Source organism: Clostridium facile (assembly GCF_014297275.1).
GTDB lineage: Bacteria > Bacillota > Clostridia > Oscillospirales > Ruminococcaceae > Massilioclostridium > Massilioclostridium facile.
The window spans coordinates 1,744,534-1,762,900 of the sequence record NZ_JACOQK010000001.1 but is presented as its reverse complement, the minus strand read 5'-3'; the positions used below and the strand labels follow the sequence as shown (position 1 = coordinate 1,762,900).

Below are 18,367 nucleotides of genomic sequence, written 5' to 3'. Positions count from 1 at the left end.
AGGTGAGGACTTATTCAAACAAAAATTGTACAACCAACCAAAGAAGGGATTCAACAGGCAGCCCAGTTGTTAAAACAGGGAGAACTGGTTGGAATGCCAACCGAAACTGTTTATGGCCTGGCCGCCAGTGCATATGACCCAGCTGCTATTAAAAAAATTTTTCAAGCCAAAGGAAGGCCGCAGGATAATCCTTTAATTGTGCATATCAGTAATTTGGAAATGTTGCAGCCTTTGGTTACTGCGGTTCCAGAACCAGCAAAGAAATTGGCAGAGCAGTTTTGGCCAGGGCCGTTGACGATGATTTTCCCTAAGTCAGAAAAAGTACCAATGGAAGTTACTGCTGGGATGGAAACGGTTGCAATTCGTTTTCCATCTCATCCGGTAGCACAGGCAATTATCCGGGAGTCCAGTTTGCCTTTAGCAGCCCCTTCCGCCAACCTTTCTGGAAAACCAAGTCCCACTACAGCTCAACATGTTTGGGAGGATATGGACGGAAAAATTCCGCTGATTGTAGATGGTGGGGAATGTCAGGTAGGAGTTGAGTCCACTGTCGTACTGGTCAAAGAGGATTGTCTCCACCTGCTGCGGCCAGGTGCTGTTACTCCAGAAATGCTGAAAACCTGTTGTGATCAGGTGGAGATTGATCCGGCAGTATTACATCAGTTAAAAGAAGGGGCTCAAGCGGCATCTCCAGGGATGAAATATAAACACTATTCCCCAAAGGCGGATGTTACGATTTTAAGCGGAAATCTTGCGCAATTTAAAGAGTATGTCAACTCCCATTGGGATTCCGCAACTTATGCGTTGGTATTTGATGGAGAACAACAAGGAATTGCATGTCCATGCTTAACATATGGGGCGGATGCTGCGGAACAGGCAAAAGAACTGTTTGCGGTGTTGCGTCGATTGGATGGGTTGGGGGCAAAAAAAGTATATGCCCGTTGCCCGGAGAAACAGGGGATGGGATTAGCGGTGTACAACCGATTAATCCGTGCGGCAGGATTTCAGGTAATTCCATTAGAGGATGCAAGGATGTGATACAATGGTGGTAGGATTGACTGGCCAGACTGGGGCAGGAAAAACAACGGTAAGTGAGATTTTTGCCCGGAATGGTTTTGATGTGATTAATGCTGATTTAGTGGCAAGGGAAATTGTAGAACCTGGCACACCCTGTTTAAATGAAATTGCAGCCCAGTTTTCCAATGTGATACAGTCAGATGGCAGTTTGAATCGAAAGGCACTGGGACAGATTGTTTTTACAGATAAAAAACAGCTGGAACATTTAAATCGGATTACCCATCCTTATTTGATGGAATCCATTACAGCAAAAATAAAAAACAGTGCAAGCCAGTGGATTTTGTTAGACGCTCCCACTTTGTTTGAAAGCGGTGCAGATAGCCTTTGTAACTGTACAGTTGCAGTTCTTGCAGATCAACAGACCAGAAAACAACGTATCATGCTTCGGGATGACTTAACAGAACAGCAGGCAATGGATCGGATTTCCTCCCAACATGGGGATGATTTTTATAAAAATCGGTCAAACTATACAATAGACGCAAATGGTTCCTTAGCGGAATTAAAGTTGCGTAGTTTGGAATTAATCAATCAAATCAAATATGGATAGGTGGAATATATGAAACACAGCCGGTTGGTAAAACATCTATTTGGAGTATTGGCTGTGGTATTGGCTGCTATTGTGATACTGGGTTTTGTGTTACATGCAGTTTATACAGTTGCATATCCAAAAAAATATACCGAATATGTAGAAAAATATGCAGAGGAATATCATGTGGACCAAAATCTAGTCTATGCGGTAATCCGCTGTGAAAGTGGTTTTAATCCCAATGCAGTTTCCAATGTAGGGGCAAAAGGATTGATGCAGTTGATGGAGGATACCTTTGATTGGGCGCAGAGTAGGATGCCAGATGCACCGGATGTTACGTATGACCAGGTATTTGACCCAGAAGTTAATATTCAGCATGGCGTTTATGTTCTACATCTGTTATTAGAGGAATTTCAGTCAGAACCAACTGCGATCGCTGCTTACCATGCAGGTTGGGGTAGTGTAAAGGAATGGTTGGAATCCCCAGAGCATTCCCCAACGGAATTGAACATTGAGAGTATCCCATTTGATGATACCAAAACCTATGTTAAACGGGTATTAAAAACAAAATTTATTTATGAAAAAATATATAAGGAGTGAGCATCATGGAACAAGAAAAATCTCAAGCAGAATTGCTAAAAGAACAGTTATTTATGCAGCGCAAAAATGGCGGCCTGATTTTAGATGAAAGCCAGTTAAAACAGGCAGATGATTTTTGTGAGGAATACAAAAACTTTTTAAACCGAGCTAAGACAGAACGGGAAGCAGTGGATTACGCAATCGAAAAAGCGGAACAGAATGGATTTGTCCCATTTGATCCATCCGTTACTTATACGGCCGGACAAAAGGTATACTACAACAACCGCAATAAAAGTATTGTTCTAGCGGTAATGGGCGCAGAACCACTGGAAAATGGAGTCCGTTTAATTGCAGCCCATATTGATTCTCCCCGTTTGGATTTAAAACCAAATCCATTGTATGAAGATCATGAGGTGGCTTTGTTCAAAACCCATTATTATGGCGGAATTAAAAAATACCAGTGGACAACAATACCACTATCTTTACACGGCGTTATCTTGAAGCAGGATGGTAGTAAAATTAAGGTGAATATTGGGGAAGACCCAGGAGATCCAGTATTCTGTGTTAGTGATTTATTGCCACATCTGGCAGTAGACCAGATGAAACGTACCTCCCCGGAACTGATTAAAGGGGAAGAACTGAATATCTTGGTTGGCCTTCATCCTTTCCGAGATGATAAGGTAAGCGAGAAGGTAAAACTGAATATCCTGCGTATCTTAAACGAAAAATATGGCATGGTAGAACGGGATTTTATCTCCACTGAACTGGAAATGGTTCCAGCATTCCATGCGTCCGACGTTGGCTTGGACCGCAGCATGGTAGGGAGCTATGGACAGGATGACAGGGTTTGTGCCTACACTGCGTTAATGGCAACCTTGGATTGCAAAGCACCATCGAAAACAATGGTAACTGTTTTAGCGGATAAAGAAGAAATTGGAAGCGAAGGAAACACTGGTTTGCAGTCCTCTTTCTTTGCGTATTTTATTGCGGATTTGGCAAAACCACATGGGGTAGAAGGAAGGACAGTATTGTCCCATACCCAATGCTTATCCGCTGACGTAAACGCCGGATTTGATCCAACCTTCCCTGATGTAATGGAACAGCGCAACGCTGCTTTTTGCAACCGTGGGGTGGTAATTTCTAAATATACAGGAGCTAGAGGAAAAAGTGGTACCTCGGATGCTTCCGCGGAATTTGTGGATTGTATCAGTCGTTTATTGGACCGTTGTGGTATTGTATGGCAGATTGCGGAATTGGGAAAAGTCGATGGCGGTGGCGGCGGTACCGTTGCAGCTTTCCTTGCCAATTTGAATATGGATGTTGTGGACGTTGGCGTACCAGTACTGTCTATGCACGCACCATTTGAGGTTACTTCAAAACTGGATGTTTATATGACATACCGGACTTTCTATGAATTTTATTGCCAATAAACTGGAGAGCCTGCCCTGTTGCGGGGCAGGTTTTGTTGTAGTTATGATGTAAAAGGAGAGGTAATTATGGCAGAATTGACAATACGCGATTTTAGAAAATCCGATTATCAGGTATTTTCTGAGATGATAAATGATTTTTATAATAAAGGAATTGCCACATTACATGGGATTGACCAGAAAAAAATTGATACCATTTTTAAGATATCCACCAGTATGACCCCATATGCCCGTGCCTTGATGATTGAGCAGGACGGGAAAATCGCAGGATATCTGCATCTTTCATTTACTCACTCCAATGAAGTTGCTGGAATGGTAGTATTGATTGAAGAATTGTATATCCGTCCAGAATATCAAGGAAAAGGGATTGGAAACTTTGTACTGGATTGGTTATTCCAGGAATATCAGGATAAAGTAAAACGGTTCCGCTTGGAGGTTACTAGAGAAAATGATGGAGCAACTCGGTTGTACCGGAAAAAAGGGTTCCAGCCTTTGGAATATGATCAAATGGTGTATGATTTGGAGGAAGAATCATGAAAGCAATTATTACAGGGGCAAGCAATGGGATTGGAAAGGACATGGCAGAGCTCTTAAGCAGTAGGGGATATGAGGTCGTTTTGGTCGCCAGAAGTGAGGATAAGCTAAAACAGCTACAAAACAGCCTTCCTACTCCTGCTGAAGTTGTGGTAGCGGATTTATCTCGTCCAGAATCTTGTTTTGCCTTATACGAACGGTATCAAAATGAACCCATTGATTTATTGGTGAATAATGCGGGATATGGTATTTTTGGGCGTTTTGATGAAACAGAACTATCTGATGAATTAAATATGCTTGACTTGAACATTAAAGCGGTTCACATCCTGACAAAACTATTTGTGAAAAAAATGGAGGAGCAAAACCATGGGTTTATTTTAAACGTGGCTTCTTCCGCTGCATTTTTTGTGGGGCCATTGTTGTCCTCTTATTATGCCAGTAAAGCCTATGTGCTGCGCTTGACCCAGGCGGTACAAGCGGAAGTGAATAAAAGCAATAAAAAAGTACATTTGAGCGTTTTATGTCCTGGCCCGGTAGATACTGGATTTAACCAAAGGGCAGGGGTGCAGTTTGGATTAAAAGGATTGGATAGTAGGGGCGTGGCGGAATATGCCTTGCAACAGATGTTTCAGCGTAAACAGGTAATTATTCCTGGCATCACCATGAAGATTGCAAAATTTGGAAGCCGATTTTTACCTGACCGCCTGATTACTGAAGTAGCTTACCATTTCCAACGTAAAAAACAATAATTTATAAAAATTAATTTATTTAACTTATTGACATGCTATCATATTTAAGATATAATAAAATCAATAAACAAATAAGGGCAAGGTATTTCTTTTACAAAGAAGTTTCCTGCCCTTATCAATTACAAAAATAGAATGGAGATTGAGCAAATGGGTATGACAATGAGCCAGAAAATTCTGGCAGCACATGCTGGCTTGGATCATGTGGTTCCTGGACAGCTGATTAAAGCAAAACTGGATTTGGTACATGGCAATGATGTTACTACTCCAGTTGCAATCAACGAATTTGAAAAAAACGGTTTTGATACCGTATTTGACCAAAATAAAGTTGCAATGATTATGGATCACTTTACCCCAAATAAAGATATTAAATCCGCTACTATGGTAAAACAATGCCGTGATTTTGCGTTAGATAAAGGGGTTGTACATTATTATGATGTTGGGGATATGGGAATTGAGCACGCCCTGATCCCTGAAAAAGGATTAGTAGTAGCAGGGGATTTAACTATTGGTGCTGATTCTCATACCTGTACTTATGGCGCACTAGGCGCATTTTCCACCGGTGTGGGTTCCACCGATATGGCCGCTGGAATGGCTACCGGGGAAGCTTGGTTTAAAGTGCCTTCCGCAATTCGTTTTAATTTAACGGGAAAACTCAACAAATGGGTGAGCGGGAAAGATGTTATTTTACATATTATTGGAATGATTGGTGTAGATGGCGCACTCTATCAGTCCATGGAATTTGGTGGGGAAGGTCTGCACAGCTTGAGCATGGATGACCGCCTTTGCATGGCAAATATGGCAATTGAAGCGGGTGCGAAAAACGGTATCTTTGAAGTGGATGATATTACAGAAGCTTATCTGAAAGAACATTCCACCAAATCCTATACGGTATACGCTCCTGATCCAGATGCGGAGTATACCAAAGTATATGATATCAACCTCTCTGAAATTAAATCCACTGTCGCTTTTCCACATTTGCCAGAGAACACAAAAACCATTGATGAAGTTGGCGATGTAAAGATTGACCAGGTTGTAATTGGTTCTTGTACCAATGGACGTTTGTCCGATATTGCGGCAGCTGCTAAAATTATGGAGGGCAAACACATCGCGAAAAATGTACGTGCCATTATTATTCCAGCAACCCAAAAGATCTATCTGGAAGCAATGAAATTGGGATATTTAGAAATTTTCATTAACGCTGGATGCAGCGTATCCACACCAACTTGTGGTCCTTGCCTTGGTGGACATATGGGTATTTTGGCAGCAGGTGAACGTGCTGTTGCGACAACAAACCGCAACTTTGTTGGGCGTATGGGGCACATTGAAAGTGAAGTTTATCTAGCAAGCCCAGAAGTAGCAGCAGCGAGTGCGATTACCGGAAAAATCAGTTCTCCGGAAGAAATTATGTAAGGAGGAAACCCAACAATGAAAGCACATGGTTTAGTACATCAGTATGGGGATAATGTGGATACCGATGTTATTATCCCAGCAAGATATTTAAATATTATGGACCGCAAAGAATTGGCTTCCCACTGTATGGAAGATATTGACGCGGATTTTGTAAAGAAAGTGAAACCAGGGGATATTATGGTGGCACACAGCAATTTCGGCTGTGGTTCTTCCCGTGAGCACGCCCCACTGGTCATCAAGGAAAGTGGCATTTCGGTGGTTATTGCTTCTACTTTTGCGCGTATTTTCTACCGCAACGCAATCAATATTGGCTTGCCAATTATGGAATGTCCAGAGGCTGCTGAAAAAATTCAGGATGGCGATGAAGTGGAAGTGGATTTTGATACAGGTGTTATCACCAATTTGACCAAAAATGAAACTTATCAGGCGCAACCATTCCCAGAATTTATTAAAGAGATTATCAACGCCAATGGACTGTTAAATTCAATCAAACAAAAACAGGGAAAATAATATGAATGTAACCACAGGCATTTACCTGTGGTTACTGTCAGATAAAGGAGTTTTTGAACCATGGAAAAAAAGATTGCTGTTATTAAAGGGGATGGCATTGGTCCTGAAATTGTGGATCAGGCGCTCCGTGTATTGAACAAAATTGCCGAAAAATACGGCCATACTTTCCATTATACTGATGTGTTAATGGGCGGTGTATCCATTGACGCTACTGGTGTGCCTTTGACAAACGAAGCTTTGGAAACCGCAAAACAAAGCGATGCGGTTTTATTGGGTGCTGTTGGTGGTCCGAAATGGGATAACCAGCCAGCCAATTTACGTCCAGAAAAAGGTCTGTTGGCAATTCGGAAAGGGCTGAACTTGTTCGCGAACCTTCGTCCAGCCGTATTATATGAGGAATTAAACGCGGCTTGTCCATTGCGGGAAGATATTATTGGCGATGGATTTGATATGATGATTATGCGTGAATTGACTGGAGGCTTGTACTTTGGGGAACGCAAAACCATTGAGGAAAATGGGGTGCAAAAGGCCATTGATACCTTAACTTATGATGAAAATGAAATTAGAAGGATTGCCATCAAAGGGTTTGACATTGCCCGGAAACGCCGCAATAAAGTGACCAGCGTGGATAAAGCCAATGTACTGGATTCTTCCCGTTTATGGAGAAAAGTGGTACATGAAGTTGCAAAAGACTATCCAGATGTAGAATTAGAGGATATGTTGGTGGATAACTGCGCAATGCAATTGGTACGTGACCCAAAACAATTTGACGTTATTTTGACAGAAAATATGTTTGGGGATATTTTGTCTGATGAAGCAAGTATGGTTACTGGTTCCATTGGCATGTTGGCTTCCGCCAGCTTAAACGAAACAAAGTTTGGTATGTATGAACCAAGCCATGGTTCCGCACCGGATATTGCGGGACAGAATAAAGCCAACCCAATTGCGACCATTCTTTCTGCTTCGATGATGCTGCGTTATTCCTTTGATATGGATAAAGAAGCCGATGATGTTGATCAGGCGATTAAGAAAGTACTACAAAAGGGATATCGTACAGGTGATATCATGAGTGAAGGCAATACTTTAGTAACCTGTTCCGAAATGGGTGACGCTATTTTACAAGAGTTATAATAGAATTTTTTCAAGAATATTGAAAGTAAAAATTTTAGAATAGCGTTAGTATGTCATCAGAATAATGATGACATACTAATTTTATAGTTTGTGCCTATAGTTTAAATACAGATTTGTATAGCAAGTGCTGAATTGGAAGCTTTTGTTTTAACATGACATTGTATCTTATTGATTACTTTTCGTTCCGAAAAATTATAGTTTCCCCTTATCAAGATTAATGCTTTGGATAAAAGCACCATATAATCTATCTTGATTGTTGGCGAAAATGGAAGCGAGCTTATTGAATCATAGAAAAACCACCAGTTTTTTAAGACTGGTGGTTTTTTGATAGGTTAAATGTTGTACCTTTTACCGTACAACTTAAAATTAATGTTTTTTCCGTTTTGCGATAACCAGAGCAGTAGCGCCAGCAGCCCCTAATGCAACGATCAATGCTGGGAATGCCATATCCCCTGTGGTTGGAGTGGAAGTAGATGGGGTAGAAGGATTGAAAGGAGTTTCTGATGGAGTTTCAGAAGGAGTGGATGGATTGGAAGATTCGCTTGGGGTTGGTTGTTCTGGTTCAGGAATTTCTAGGGTAGTTTGTACATATGGAGTAACTGTTACATCACCGATGACACCAAATTCCTGGGTGCGTTCTGTTTTAATGTTTGCCAGGTTGGAGGTAACCTCTACCGTAATGTTGTTTGTACCTTTTACCAGGTATTTTCCAATATCAACAGTATTGGAAAGCTGGTTGACTGGTACTTCAGTACCATTTACCTTTAATTTCATGGTATCAGATACTCTGGTAAAGGAAATCATAGCGCCTTGCCCTTGTTCCCAGCCGTTTTCCAGTTCAAAAGAAGTATTGTAGGTAGCAACACCTGCTACATCCTCTAAACCTTCAATTTCGTTCCAAGGTACTAATTGATCCAATTGATATGGCCCTAAAATCTCTTTGTTGGTTTCCAGTGGAGTTTCGCCCGGTGTCCAGGATTCTATTTGCATGGTCCATTGATTTAATTGGAGCGGTTCCTCTGCTGCTTCTACCTGAATTGAGGTAATATCTCCATTTTGATTGGTAAAGGAATAGCTGTTTTGTTCTGTTGTCCGTGCTACTAGATTTCCATTTTCATCATACACTACTGGGACATCTGATGATACAATATGGTTTTGCGGGGTAGTATCGTTCCAACCTTCTTTTGCGATGGCAATCAACATATTATCATTTGGCTGTAATGAGACTTCAAGAATGGTTTTGCCATCTTTTTGTTCATATTGAGCAATTGGACTAATTTCACCAGACCATGGATCTAACTGGTATGGAATACCTTCCCCTTCAAATGTGACAGATTGGGTACAGCTTTCTTTTAAACTATTATTGTAAGCATAGTAATATTCTACATTTTCATCACTGCGGTGATAGAACAAATTGGTAGAAGGCTGATTTGGAGTTGCGTCTGGGGTAATCGAAATCTGTTTTAGTGTAGCAACCAGGTTTTCGCGATTGGAATTGGAAAGTAAAATAACACTATCCAGACTGCATAGTTCCTGCATCACCTGTGCTAACTGAGCATTTTGCTGATTCATTTTCTCAACACTACCGCCATAGCTACCCACACTAGTTGGTACATCACCAAGAATGATAACAGGCAATCCAGCTTCTGCGTAATCTAGGATTTTTTTGGCAGTTTCCAAAGGCATATCGCAGGTTTTCTGTTCACCGGTATCTGCGTTTAACCGTTGGTCGATTACCAATGCTTTATAAGAAGGGCCATCCGCAGCTAAAACAGGCTGACCATTTTGTATGGATACAACAGCGTTGTCCATATTTAAAACAGTAGGAGAAACATAATCGTAGGAATATCCGTTGGATTCTAATGCATTTAAATCAGCATCTAATAGACTTGATGTATCATAATAATTGTAACGGTAGAGTGCCAGATCAATATTTCCCTGTCCCTGTTGTAAAACAAACTGTATTCTAGATAAATAATCGGTCATTGCATTGACATGCTGCCACAATGGAGTTTTATCATCCCATTCGTTTGGAAAACCAGCTTTATCCGACATTCCAGAGTCTCCAGGCCAGGAATTGGTTTGATCTGATTTATAAGAAAATCCATGCATGACTACTCGATTGACTCCAGTAGCAAATTCGCGGTTCAAATAGGTCAACAAACCAACATCTAAAGAAGTTCCGTCTGCGGAATCGTTATTATTGGGGTATCCGTCGATTCCCTGAGTGTAGGAACCTGTCCAGGTTTGCCTCCATGCCAATCCAGATAGAGCTGAGGATTCAGTGGAATATATTTGGTCGCCTTTCATATGGACGGCGCCACTTTGTAAACGGTATCCATCACGGGTGTCATGCATATTCCAGGATTCTGTTTCTGAAATATCTACATTTAAAACAGAATCAGTAATTTCAAAGGGAGAATTATAACTGCCCTGATAGCGTAATGTCATGTTATGGCTGTGGGCCCATTCTGCTAACGTGGAAAGATGGTTTTCGTTGTATAATTCGGTTAATGTTTTGAAAAAATCCATCCTTACCTGATAGCCAACCTCGTTAAAATCAAAATGTGAGTTACTATCTATTGTATTTTTGTGGGCATAATAAGGATAAAAATTGTCCATAAATATTGCTGGTAAATATGGTGTTAAATCATATCCGCGACGGGTTTGGAATTCTTCCAGTAAATCTTTTGTCCACATAGCAGCTTCAGGTTTTTTCTGGTTACCTAATTCTAATGAATCAGCATATACACTGCCTCCATTTTTTTCATACAAGGCTTGTAATTCAGGATCTTTTCGGAACCCTTCTTCCCAACAGTCAATTAATGCCTGGGTTGCCTCTTTGCTGGTATGGTCAATTACATAAGTTCCACCTGCTTTTGCCATAACCCCTGTAGATTGCCGATAAATATAAAATATTGTCCAGTCTCCTTCTTTTGGTGCAGTCCATGTAATGGTTCCAGCAGTTTGGTCGATTGTGGCGTTCTGATCTTTCATCAGATCAATTGCTGTAGTAGAATCATAAGACCCATCTGATTGTTTTTGAGCAGCTGTTACTGCAACCAGTTCGCTTTCCATTTCAGTATCAAAATTTCCATCTGGAATGGGCAGGCTATTTTCCTGGTATACCATTTGGTTATCGGTTGCGGTAAAGGCAACATCCTTATAAAATAACCCTTGTTCTAACCTGGTGTCGTTTACATCGGTGATAGCCGGTACGGATAAAGGCCACATTTGGCTCAAGGTGAAATCCAGGGTAATCCCACATTTAATTGCTTCGTCCAATGCCCATTTCATCGTTTGATTCCATTCATCGCTTCCAAAGGGAACAGTTGTTAAATCCATTCCAACAAGCTCTAACCCACCAAATCCGCCTTCTGCCATGGTGCGGATTTCCCGACGTGTCTCTTCTTCTGTCATGATACCAGGGCAGATCCACCAACGAGCATAAGGTTTTGATGAGCCTCCTGGATTTTGGAACTGTTCTGCAAATGAGGTTGTTTGGGTTTCTGACTCAGCGGTTGCTGGAATGGTATTGCCAAGCATACTAAACGACAAAGCCGCCGCTAGTGTGATGCAAGAAACCCGTTTCACAAATTTTTTCTTCATTTTTGATTTTCAATCCTTTCCATAAATGTTATACTAATAGTGTAATGAATTTATTGAAAGGATTCCATGTAATGAAAACACAACCAATTTGGTAATTTGATGATTTATATGGTGAAAATAGAGAAAGATATGAGGATTTTTTATGGATCTTAACCAATACTTACAAGCAGAATATAAACGTGCAGCCCATATTTTATTTGACCCGAAGGTAAAAGAAAAAAGACAGTTGCAATTAGACCAACAGGGATTTTATACGATTCCATTTGATGGGATATCCAAAGGACTTGACCGTGATATTGTTATCCTATTACATGGAAAAACTTGCAAAAGAATGCACAAACCAAAACAGATACTATGGCATAACCATGATTATTTTGAGATGGTTTATGTTTATCGTGGAGGATGTTTCAACCAGTTCCAGGATGCTGTTATCCAACTTCATCAAGGTGACATCCTTTTATTAAATCCTACGATTATCCATCATTTATATACTACAGAGGAGAATGACTGCGTCTTTAATATTATGCTAAGCAAGTCCCTATTTGAAGGTTCTATGTGGCAGCTATTATCGGATAATAAATTGATGAGCAATTTTTTTGTCAACTATTTCTACCAGATGAATAAAACCAAGGATTATATGTATTTTGATAGTTTTCAAAACCATCAAATTCAAGATACGATTACTAGCATGATAGGGGAGTATTTGAGCAAAAAACCAGGGTACCATAAAGTTGTCCAATCATATTTGGTGATCCTATTTGCTTATTTGTCCCGCCAATATATCGAAACCAACCATATTGACCAAAATAATTTGGGACAAAATAGTTTACTGCCAGATATTATTGCATACATTGCCCAAAATTATAAAAGTGTCACACTAACAGAAGTACAGGATCATTTTAATTATTCATCGGGGCATATTTCACGGTTGATGAAACAACATACCGGTAAAACGTTTTCTGAAATTGTCCACAATTTTAAGCTGGACCACGCTAAGGAATTATTACAGACAACGAATTTGGATATGACTGAAATAGCAGAACAGATAGGCTTTAATGACAGTAATTATTTGAACAAGGTATTTAAAAAGCGGTTTGGAGTTGCCCCTTCCCAATATCGAAAAGGGATGCAGAATGAATCATAGGTGTTCATATAGGGATGAAGGACGAAAAGCATTGAATGGCTGATAAACTCTATATAAATTTGTATGAAATAGGCAAGAAAGTAAATAGAAAAACCACCAGTCTTAAAAAACTGGTGGTTTTTTGATAGGTTAAATGTTGTACCTTTTACTGTACAACTTAAAATTAATGTTTTTTCCGTTTTGCAATAACCAGAGCAGTAGCGCCAGCAGCCCCTAATGCAACGATCAATGCTGGGAATGCCATATCCCCTGTGGTTGGAGTGGAAGTAGATGGGGTAGAAGGATTGGAAGGAGTTTCTGATGGAGTTTCAGAAGGAGTGGATGGATTGGAAGGTTCGCTTGGGGTTGGTTGTTCTGGTTCAGGAACTTCTAAGGTAGTTTGTACATATGGAGTAACTGTTACATCACCAATAATACCAAATTCCTGAGTGCGTTCTGTTTTGATGTTTGCTAGATTGGAGGTAACCTCTACTGTAATATTGTTTGTACCTTTTACTAGGTACTTTCCAATGTCAATAGTATTGGAAAGCTGGTTAACTGGTACTTCAGTACCATTTACCTTTAATTTCATGGTATCAGATACTCTGGTAAAGGAAATCATAGCGCCTTGCCCTTGTTCCCAGCCGTTTTCTAGCTCAAAGGAAGTATTGTAGGTAGCAACGCCTGCTACATCCTCTAAACCTTCAATTTCGTTCCAAGGTACTAATTCATCCAATTCATATGGGCCTAAATTTTCTTTTTTGGTTTCCAAAGCAGTATCACCAGCAGACCAGGATTCCAAATTCATTGTCCAGTGGTTCAAAGTAATAGGTTGTTGAGCAGCATTTATTTCAACGGTACTAGAGGTGCCATTGCTGAAGTCAAATGTGTAGTTTCCTTGTTTGGATGTTCTAGCAACAAGAGTACCATCTTGGTATCCCACAGAATCAGCATTGGTTTTGGTAATATGGTTTCCATTTGCGGAAGCGCCAGTCCAAGTATCTTTTGCCAGAGCAATAAGCATGTTCTCATTTGCTTTTAAGTCAACAGAGATTGTAGTTTTGCCATCTTCCTGTGTATATTCTGCGATTTGGGTGATTTCACCGGACCATGGATCCAAGAAGTAAGGAGTGCCTTCTCCCTGTAAAGAAATAGTTTGGGAAATTTCTTCATTCAAATCAGAATTATAGAGATAATAATAATCAGCATCTGCATCGGTACGATGGAAGTTTAATAAGGCGGAATCATTATCTTTCTGTACATCAGACGATACCCCTAGTTCAGATAATGCAGCAGGGACATTATCTTTTGTAGCAACAATTTTTGTTGTTGACAGTGCTTCAATTTCAGCCATAATTTCAGCAAGCTTAGCGTTTTCAGCATTCATTGCTTCATCAGAGCCACAGAAGGAGCCCACTTTGCTTGGAGCTTCTCCAACAATAACAATTGGTAAGCCAGCTTTTGCGTAGTTCAAGATTTTTTCTGCTGTAGCCACTGGCATGCTGGATGCAGTAAGTCCATCTTTTTCTTGACCTTCTGTTACTAAATATCGTTGGTCTAATATCAGCGCTTTATAAGAAGGGCCATCAGCAGCCAGAACTGTTTTTCCATTTACAGTAGATGTAACGGCGTTATCTAAATCCAATAAAGCTGGTGCGGCAAAATCGTAAGTATATCCGGCTTTTTCAAGTTCGTTTAAAGCCCAGTCAAACCCTTCGCTGCGTTCGTAATTTGCTTTACGGTAAATAGCCAAATCAATATCAGCTTGGCCTTTTTGCATCACATATTGGGTGCGTGCCAAATAATCTGTCATTTGGTCAATATGGTTCCACATTGGTGTTTTGTCATCCCATTCATTTGGGAATCCAGCCATGGACATAAAGGAATCTCCAGGCCATTGCTGCATAAGAGAGGACTTATATGAAAATCCGTGCATAACAATACGGTTAACACCAGTTGCAAGTTCACGGTTATAATGATACAGTAAACCTGCATCTTCATTGATCACATCTGCACCTGCCAGATTGTCGTCTCCGCCTGGATAAACGTAGTTTGTACCATCGGTTGGCCAATAATATCCGTTTTCATCTAGTTCTTTGTCGGAACGGTGAGAGCCCGTCCAAGTTTGTGCCCAACCTAGATTTTTAACAGCAGAGGACTCTGTGGAGTAGATATTGCTGCCCGTCATATGTACTACACCACTTTGGGTACGGTACATATCTTTATTATCAAAATGTCCCCAGGATTCAGTTTCTACAATATCAGTTGCCAGGGAAGCTTCCGTTACTTCCATACAGTTCCCATATACTTGATAGCGAAGTTTCATGTTATGAGTATTTGCCCAATCACGAATGACAGCAACGTGGTTTTCGGTAAATAATTCTGTTAATGTCTGGTAAAAATCTTCTCTAATTTGGGTGCCCTGTGTACCAAAATTAAAATCGGAAGCTGCATCAGCGCCTTTGGTATGGGAATAGTAAGGATAAAATCCTTCCATAAAGATTGCTGGAAGATATGGGGTTAAATCATAACCACGACGCATTTTAAATTCTTCTAACAGATTTGCCGTCCAAAATGCGGACTGGTCTTTAGTAGCTTGCCCTAATTCTAGGGAATCACAGAAGATATTGCCGCCATTTTGTTCATATAACCCTTTTAAGTCGCCAGCCATTACAGTGTTTTCCCAATAATCTAGAACAGCTTGGGTAGCGTCTTTGCTAAAATGGTCGATTACAGGGTCAGAAGAACCCCAGCTAGAAGCAGTAGAAATTGCTTGACGGTATAAATAAAAAATTGTCCAATTTCCTTCTTCCGGAGCAGTCCAGTTTAAACTGGCATTGGAAACATCTGTATTATCGGACATTCCGGTAATAGATGATGTAATATCAATAGCACTATTAGGGTCATAAATACCATCTACCTGCTTGGCAGCAGTAACAGCGACCAGTTCATAAGGACGTTCTGTTTCAAATTGCTCATCTGGAAATGGAATTTGATCTGCTGTATATGCCATATTTCCAGTAGTAGCAATAAAATCTACATTTTTATAGAATAATCCTTGTTCTGTCCGAATATCATTTTTGTCAGTAATTGCTGGGGTTTTTATTGGCCAACCTTGCCCGATTGTAAAATCTAACTGAATTCCACAGTCTAAAGCTTCTTCTAATGCCCATTGCATACATTGATTCCAACCTTCTGAACCAAATGACGCAACTGTAGACAGTGCTACTAGTTCAATTCCTCCAAAGCCGGCTTCAGCCATTTGGCGGATTTCTCGTTTCGTTTCCTGTTCAGTCATTGCACCTGGCATAACCCACCAACGGATAAATGGTTTTGCAGTGCCAGATGGATCCTTAAATTCTGTAGCAAACGTAGGATTTCCACTTTCAGCAGCAGAAACACTGGGAATTGCTGCTGTAACCGAAACAGCTGCAATTAAACCAGCTAAACCAGCTGCGGATATTTTTTTTAATACTTTTTGCTTCATAGTTTCTTTTTCCTTTCATTTATAGTATGATATATAGTATAAAAAGAAAAGAGAAGTGATTCTACGCTATTTTTGGTAAAATAACTGGTAAAAAAACGTTCTTTTTGGTAAAATATAAAATAAGTGTGGTGATTTTTTGTGAATCTTGATATGTACATTCAAAAAGAAATACAACGTACCCAACAATATAATAGTAAAAACTCATTGAAAACGTGGATTCATAATCAGGTAAGTCAGTCTGGATTTTATGTAGTTCCCATTGAAGGAATGTTAAAAGAAGGGGAAACGATTTCTGTGTTGATACATAGTCAGGATGAAGTTCCTCCAAAACAACTTCCTTATTTCCATAATCATACCTATTTTGAGTTAATTTATGTCTACCATGGAACCTGTATCAACCGTTTTCAAGATCATGAAATAGAACTTCACCAAGGGGATATTCTATTATTAAATCCTAATGTACTACATGCACCGTATATCATGGAACCTACTGATTGTGTCTTTAATGTAATGTTAAGCAAAAAGCTGTTTGAGACCTCGATGATGTCACTGCTTTCGGACAATAAATTTTTAAGCGAATTCTTTTTCAATTATTTATATCAGATGAATCAGACAAGAGATTATATTTATTTTCCAACCCACCATAATCCTTCGATTGATGAAACAGTAACTGGAATTATTTATGAGTATATCAATAAACAACCGTTTTATATTAAAATTATGGAATCAGGATTATCCATGTTATTTGGGCTGCTCACCCGCCAATATGCTTTTGACCACCATATTGAGGAGCACATCCGTTCAAAAACAGCGGTACTTCCAGATATGATCGCTTATATCAATGAACATTGTAAAGATATTACATTAAATGAATTAGAACAGCAGTTTTCTTATTCTTCCAGTTATATATCTAAATTATTAAAAAAACATACTGGTCAGAGTTTTTCTGATTTGGTGTGTAAATTTCGATTGGATCATGCTTGTGAATTACTACAAAACACAAATTTGAGTATGTCAGAATTATCGGAATTGGTAGGTTTTAGCGACAGCCATTATTTCAATAAAGTGTTTAAAAAACGGTTTGGCATTGCGCCTTCCCAATATCGGAAAGGAATGCAAGGACAAAATGAAAATTGAAATGGGTGATTTTTCTACTAAGTAATCGTAATGAAAGAGGACTCTGAATTTTTCAGAGTCCTTTTTCATTAAACTTTCAATTGTTGCCCTGGATAAATTAAATTTGGATTAGAGATTCCATTTATTTGTGCCAGATGTTGATAGGTGGTTCCAAATTGTGCCGCAATCCCGCTTAATGTGTCGCCGGATTTTACGGTATAAATAGTTTGGTTAGTATTGTTTTGATTAACACTGCGAATGTCTCCATCGTTTACCCAGCACTTACCGTTGTCAATTAAATAAGGGTTACGGGCAGTCGGAATAATACGGGTAATTGTACCACTTCCATTGACATAGATGGCTTCCGAAATTGGATCCGTAGAAGCGCGATAACAACTGGAATAAGTGACAAAATCCCCAATTTTATATTTGGTTTGTGGCAGGGTTTCCGTATAAAATCCATTTAATTTTAATTCCCGAATAATCGAAGGAAAATCTTTATAACATTCATTCATATCCACATCGCCAGTAATTCCAGGGACAGAACCTTGGCTGGTATACTGCCATATATCAAATGGTTCTGGATAACTTGGGGAAGAAGCATACTGTGCCAGCCAGATAGTGAACCGTTTGATACGATTATAATCCAGTTTGTTTACTAACCAGTTCTTATTGGAGTATATCCCTACATAATATCCGGCTCGTTCCACTTTTTCGCAAAATGCCACGGTAATATCCGTTAATAATTCTCTGCTTAAAGATGCCTGGCTTTCATCTTCAATATCAAAATAAACAGGGTATTCAAATTGTTTGTTTTGGATCCATTCTAAAAATACGTCGGCTTCTTTTTCCGCATCGGCTACAGAAGTCGCATAACTGTAAAGATAACTTCCAACAGGAATTCCAGCAATTTTTGCATTGGAATAGTTTTCCTCAAATTTGGGATCTTTTTGGTTGAGCTCCTTCCCATACCCAGCGCGGATAATCGCAAATTGGATTCCAGCGGATTTCACCTGATTGAAATCAATTGTTCCTTGCCATTTGGAAACATCAATTCCGTTTAATTGCATGGATCATCCTCCTTATCAT

At 39.8% G+C, this 18,367-nt stretch carries 14 protein-coding genes; 11 read left to right on the top strand and 3 right to left on the bottom strand.

The window, feature by feature from the left end; genetic code table 11:
* The first annotated feature begins 12 nt into the window (after nucleotides 1-12).
* The 9 genes from H8Z77_RS07295 to leuB all read left to right on the top strand — a co-directional run bounded on the left by H8Z77_RS07295 (nucleotide 13) and on the right by leuB (nucleotide 7,943).
* Nucleotides 13-1,038 (top strand): L-threonylcarbamoyladenylate synthase, encoded by a 1,026-nt coding sequence (locus H8Z77_RS07295; RefSeq protein ID WP_186997123.1) that lies wholly within the window; start codon nucleotides 13-15, stop codon nucleotides 1,036-1,038.
* A gap of 4 nt (nucleotides 1,039-1,042) precedes the next feature.
* On the top strand, nucleotides 1,043-1,624 hold the full coding sequence (gene coaE, locus H8Z77_RS07290; protein ID WP_286165520.1) for a dephospho-CoA kinase: 582 nt from the start codon (nucleotides 1,043-1,045) through the stop codon (nucleotides 1,622-1,624).
* A 9-nt stretch (nucleotides 1,625-1,633) separates the two neighbouring features.
* On the top strand, nucleotides 1,634-2,203 hold the full coding sequence (locus H8Z77_RS07285) for a lytic transglycosylase domain-containing protein (protein ID WP_186996617.1): 570 nt from the start codon (nucleotides 1,634-1,636) through the stop codon (nucleotides 2,201-2,203).
* A 5-nt stretch (nucleotides 2,204-2,208) separates the two neighbouring features.
* A complete protein-coding gene (locus H8Z77_RS07280) occupies nucleotides 2,209-3,612 on the top strand; it encodes an aminopeptidase (protein WP_186996616.1) in 1,404 nt (467 codons plus the stop codon).
* A 66-nt stretch (nucleotides 3,613-3,678) separates the two neighbouring features.
* On the top strand, nucleotides 3,679-4,146 hold the full coding sequence (locus tag H8Z77_RS07275) for a GNAT family N-acetyltransferase (protein WP_069987287.1): 468 nt from the start codon (nucleotides 3,679-3,681) through the stop codon (nucleotides 4,144-4,146).
* Nucleotides 4,143-4,892, top strand: a complete 750-nt coding sequence (locus tag H8Z77_RS07270) for an SDR family NAD(P)-dependent oxidoreductase (RefSeq protein ID WP_186996615.1) — start codon at nucleotides 4,143-4,145, stop codon at nucleotides 4,890-4,892. Before H8Z77_RS07275 ends, H8Z77_RS07270 begins: the two co-directional genes overlap by 4 nt.
* A gap of 147 nt (nucleotides 4,893-5,039) precedes the next feature.
* Nucleotides 5,040-6,302 (top strand): 3-isopropylmalate dehydratase large subunit, encoded by a 1,263-nt coding sequence (gene leuC / locus H8Z77_RS07265; RefSeq protein WP_069987285.1) that lies wholly within the window; start codon nucleotides 5,040-5,042, stop codon nucleotides 6,300-6,302.
* A 15-nt stretch (nucleotides 6,303-6,317) separates the two neighbouring features.
* Nucleotides 6,318-6,812 (top strand): 3-isopropylmalate dehydratase small subunit, encoded by a 495-nt coding sequence (leuD, locus tag H8Z77_RS07260; protein WP_069987284.1) that lies wholly within the window; start codon nucleotides 6,318-6,320, stop codon nucleotides 6,810-6,812.
* A gap of 60 nt (nucleotides 6,813-6,872) precedes the next feature.
* Entirely contained in the window at nucleotides 6,873-7,943 is a 1,071-nt protein-coding gene (gene leuB, locus H8Z77_RS07255; RefSeq protein WP_186996614.1) for a 3-isopropylmalate dehydrogenase, read from the top strand.
* A 366-nt stretch (nucleotides 7,944-8,309) separates the two neighbouring features.
* Here the strand turns inward: leuB and H8Z77_RS07250 are convergent, their stop codons facing one another.
* Nucleotides 8,310-11,552, bottom strand: a complete 3,243-nt coding sequence (locus tag H8Z77_RS07250) for a glycosyl hydrolase (protein ID WP_186996613.1) — start codon at nucleotides 11,550-11,552, stop codon at nucleotides 8,310-8,312.
* Between the two features lie 142 nt (nucleotides 11,553-11,694).
* Between H8Z77_RS07250 and H8Z77_RS07245 the strand changes: the two genes are divergently transcribed.
* Entirely contained in the window at nucleotides 11,695-12,696 is a 1,002-nt protein-coding gene (locus H8Z77_RS07245) for an AraC family transcriptional regulator (protein WP_186996612.1), read from the top strand.
* Between the two features lie 163 nt (nucleotides 12,697-12,859).
* On the opposite strand, the gene H8Z77_RS07240 is transcribed toward H8Z77_RS07245, so the two are convergent.
* Nucleotides 12,860-16,162, bottom strand: coding sequence for a glycosyl hydrolase (locus H8Z77_RS07240; protein WP_186996611.1), 3,303 nt, complete (start codon nucleotides 16,160-16,162; stop codon nucleotides 12,860-12,862).
* A 138-nt stretch (nucleotides 16,163-16,300) separates the two neighbouring features.
* Here H8Z77_RS07240 and H8Z77_RS07235 point away from each other — a divergent pair, with 138 nt between their 5' ends.
* The gene (locus tag H8Z77_RS07235; RefSeq protein ID WP_069987281.1) at nucleotides 16,301-17,299 is read left to right on the top strand and encodes an AraC family transcriptional regulator; all 999 of its coding nucleotides are present in this window, start codon (nucleotides 16,301-16,303) and stop codon (nucleotides 17,297-17,299) included.
* Nucleotides 17,300-17,367: 68 nt separating this feature from the next.
* On the opposite strand, the gene H8Z77_RS07230 is transcribed toward H8Z77_RS07235, so the two are convergent.
* A complete protein-coding gene (locus H8Z77_RS07230) occupies nucleotides 17,368-18,348 on the bottom strand; it encodes a GH25 family lysozyme (protein ID WP_069987280.1) in 981 nt (326 codons plus the stop codon).
* Nucleotides 18,349-18,367: the final 19 nt, after the last annotated feature.

Coding starts and splice junctions, on each gene's coding strand:
- coaE (WP_286165520.1), top strand. CDS start 1,043: ATGGTGGTAGGATTGACTGGCCAGACTGGGGCAGGAAAAACAACGGTA.
- H8Z77_RS07285 (WP_186996617.1), top strand. CDS start 1,634: ATGAAACACAGCCGGTTGGTAAAACATCTATTTGGAGTATTGGCTGTG.
- H8Z77_RS07280 (WP_186996616.1), top strand. CDS start 2,209: ATGGAACAAGAAAAATCTCAAGCAGAATTGCTAAAAGAACAGTTATTT.
- H8Z77_RS07275 (WP_069987287.1), top strand. CDS start 3,679: ATGGCAGAATTGACAATACGCGATTTTAGAAAATCCGATTATCAGGTA.
- H8Z77_RS07270 (WP_186996615.1), top strand. CDS start 4,143: ATGAAAGCAATTATTACAGGGGCAAGCAATGGGATTGGAAAGGACATG.
- leuC (WP_069987285.1), top strand. CDS start 5,040: ATGGGTATGACAATGAGCCAGAAAATTCTGGCAGCACATGCTGGCTTG.
- leuD (WP_069987284.1), top strand. CDS start 6,318: ATGAAAGCACATGGTTTAGTACATCAGTATGGGGATAATGTGGATACC.
- leuB (WP_186996614.1), top strand. CDS start 6,873: ATGGAAAAAAAGATTGCTGTTATTAAAGGGGATGGCATTGGTCCTGAA.
- H8Z77_RS07250 (WP_186996613.1), bottom strand. CDS start 11,552: ATGAAGAAAAAATTTGTGAAACGGGTTTCTTGCATCACACTAGCGGCG.
- H8Z77_RS07245 (WP_186996612.1), top strand. CDS start 11,695: ATGGATCTTAACCAATACTTACAAGCAGAATATAAACGTGCAGCCCAT.
- H8Z77_RS07240 (WP_186996611.1), bottom strand. CDS start 16,162: ATGAAGCAAAAAGTATTAAAAAAAATATCCGCAGCTGGTTTAGCTGGT.
- H8Z77_RS07230 (WP_069987280.1), bottom strand. CDS start 18,348: ATGCAATTAAACGGAATTGATGTTTCCAAATGGCAAGGAACAATTGAT.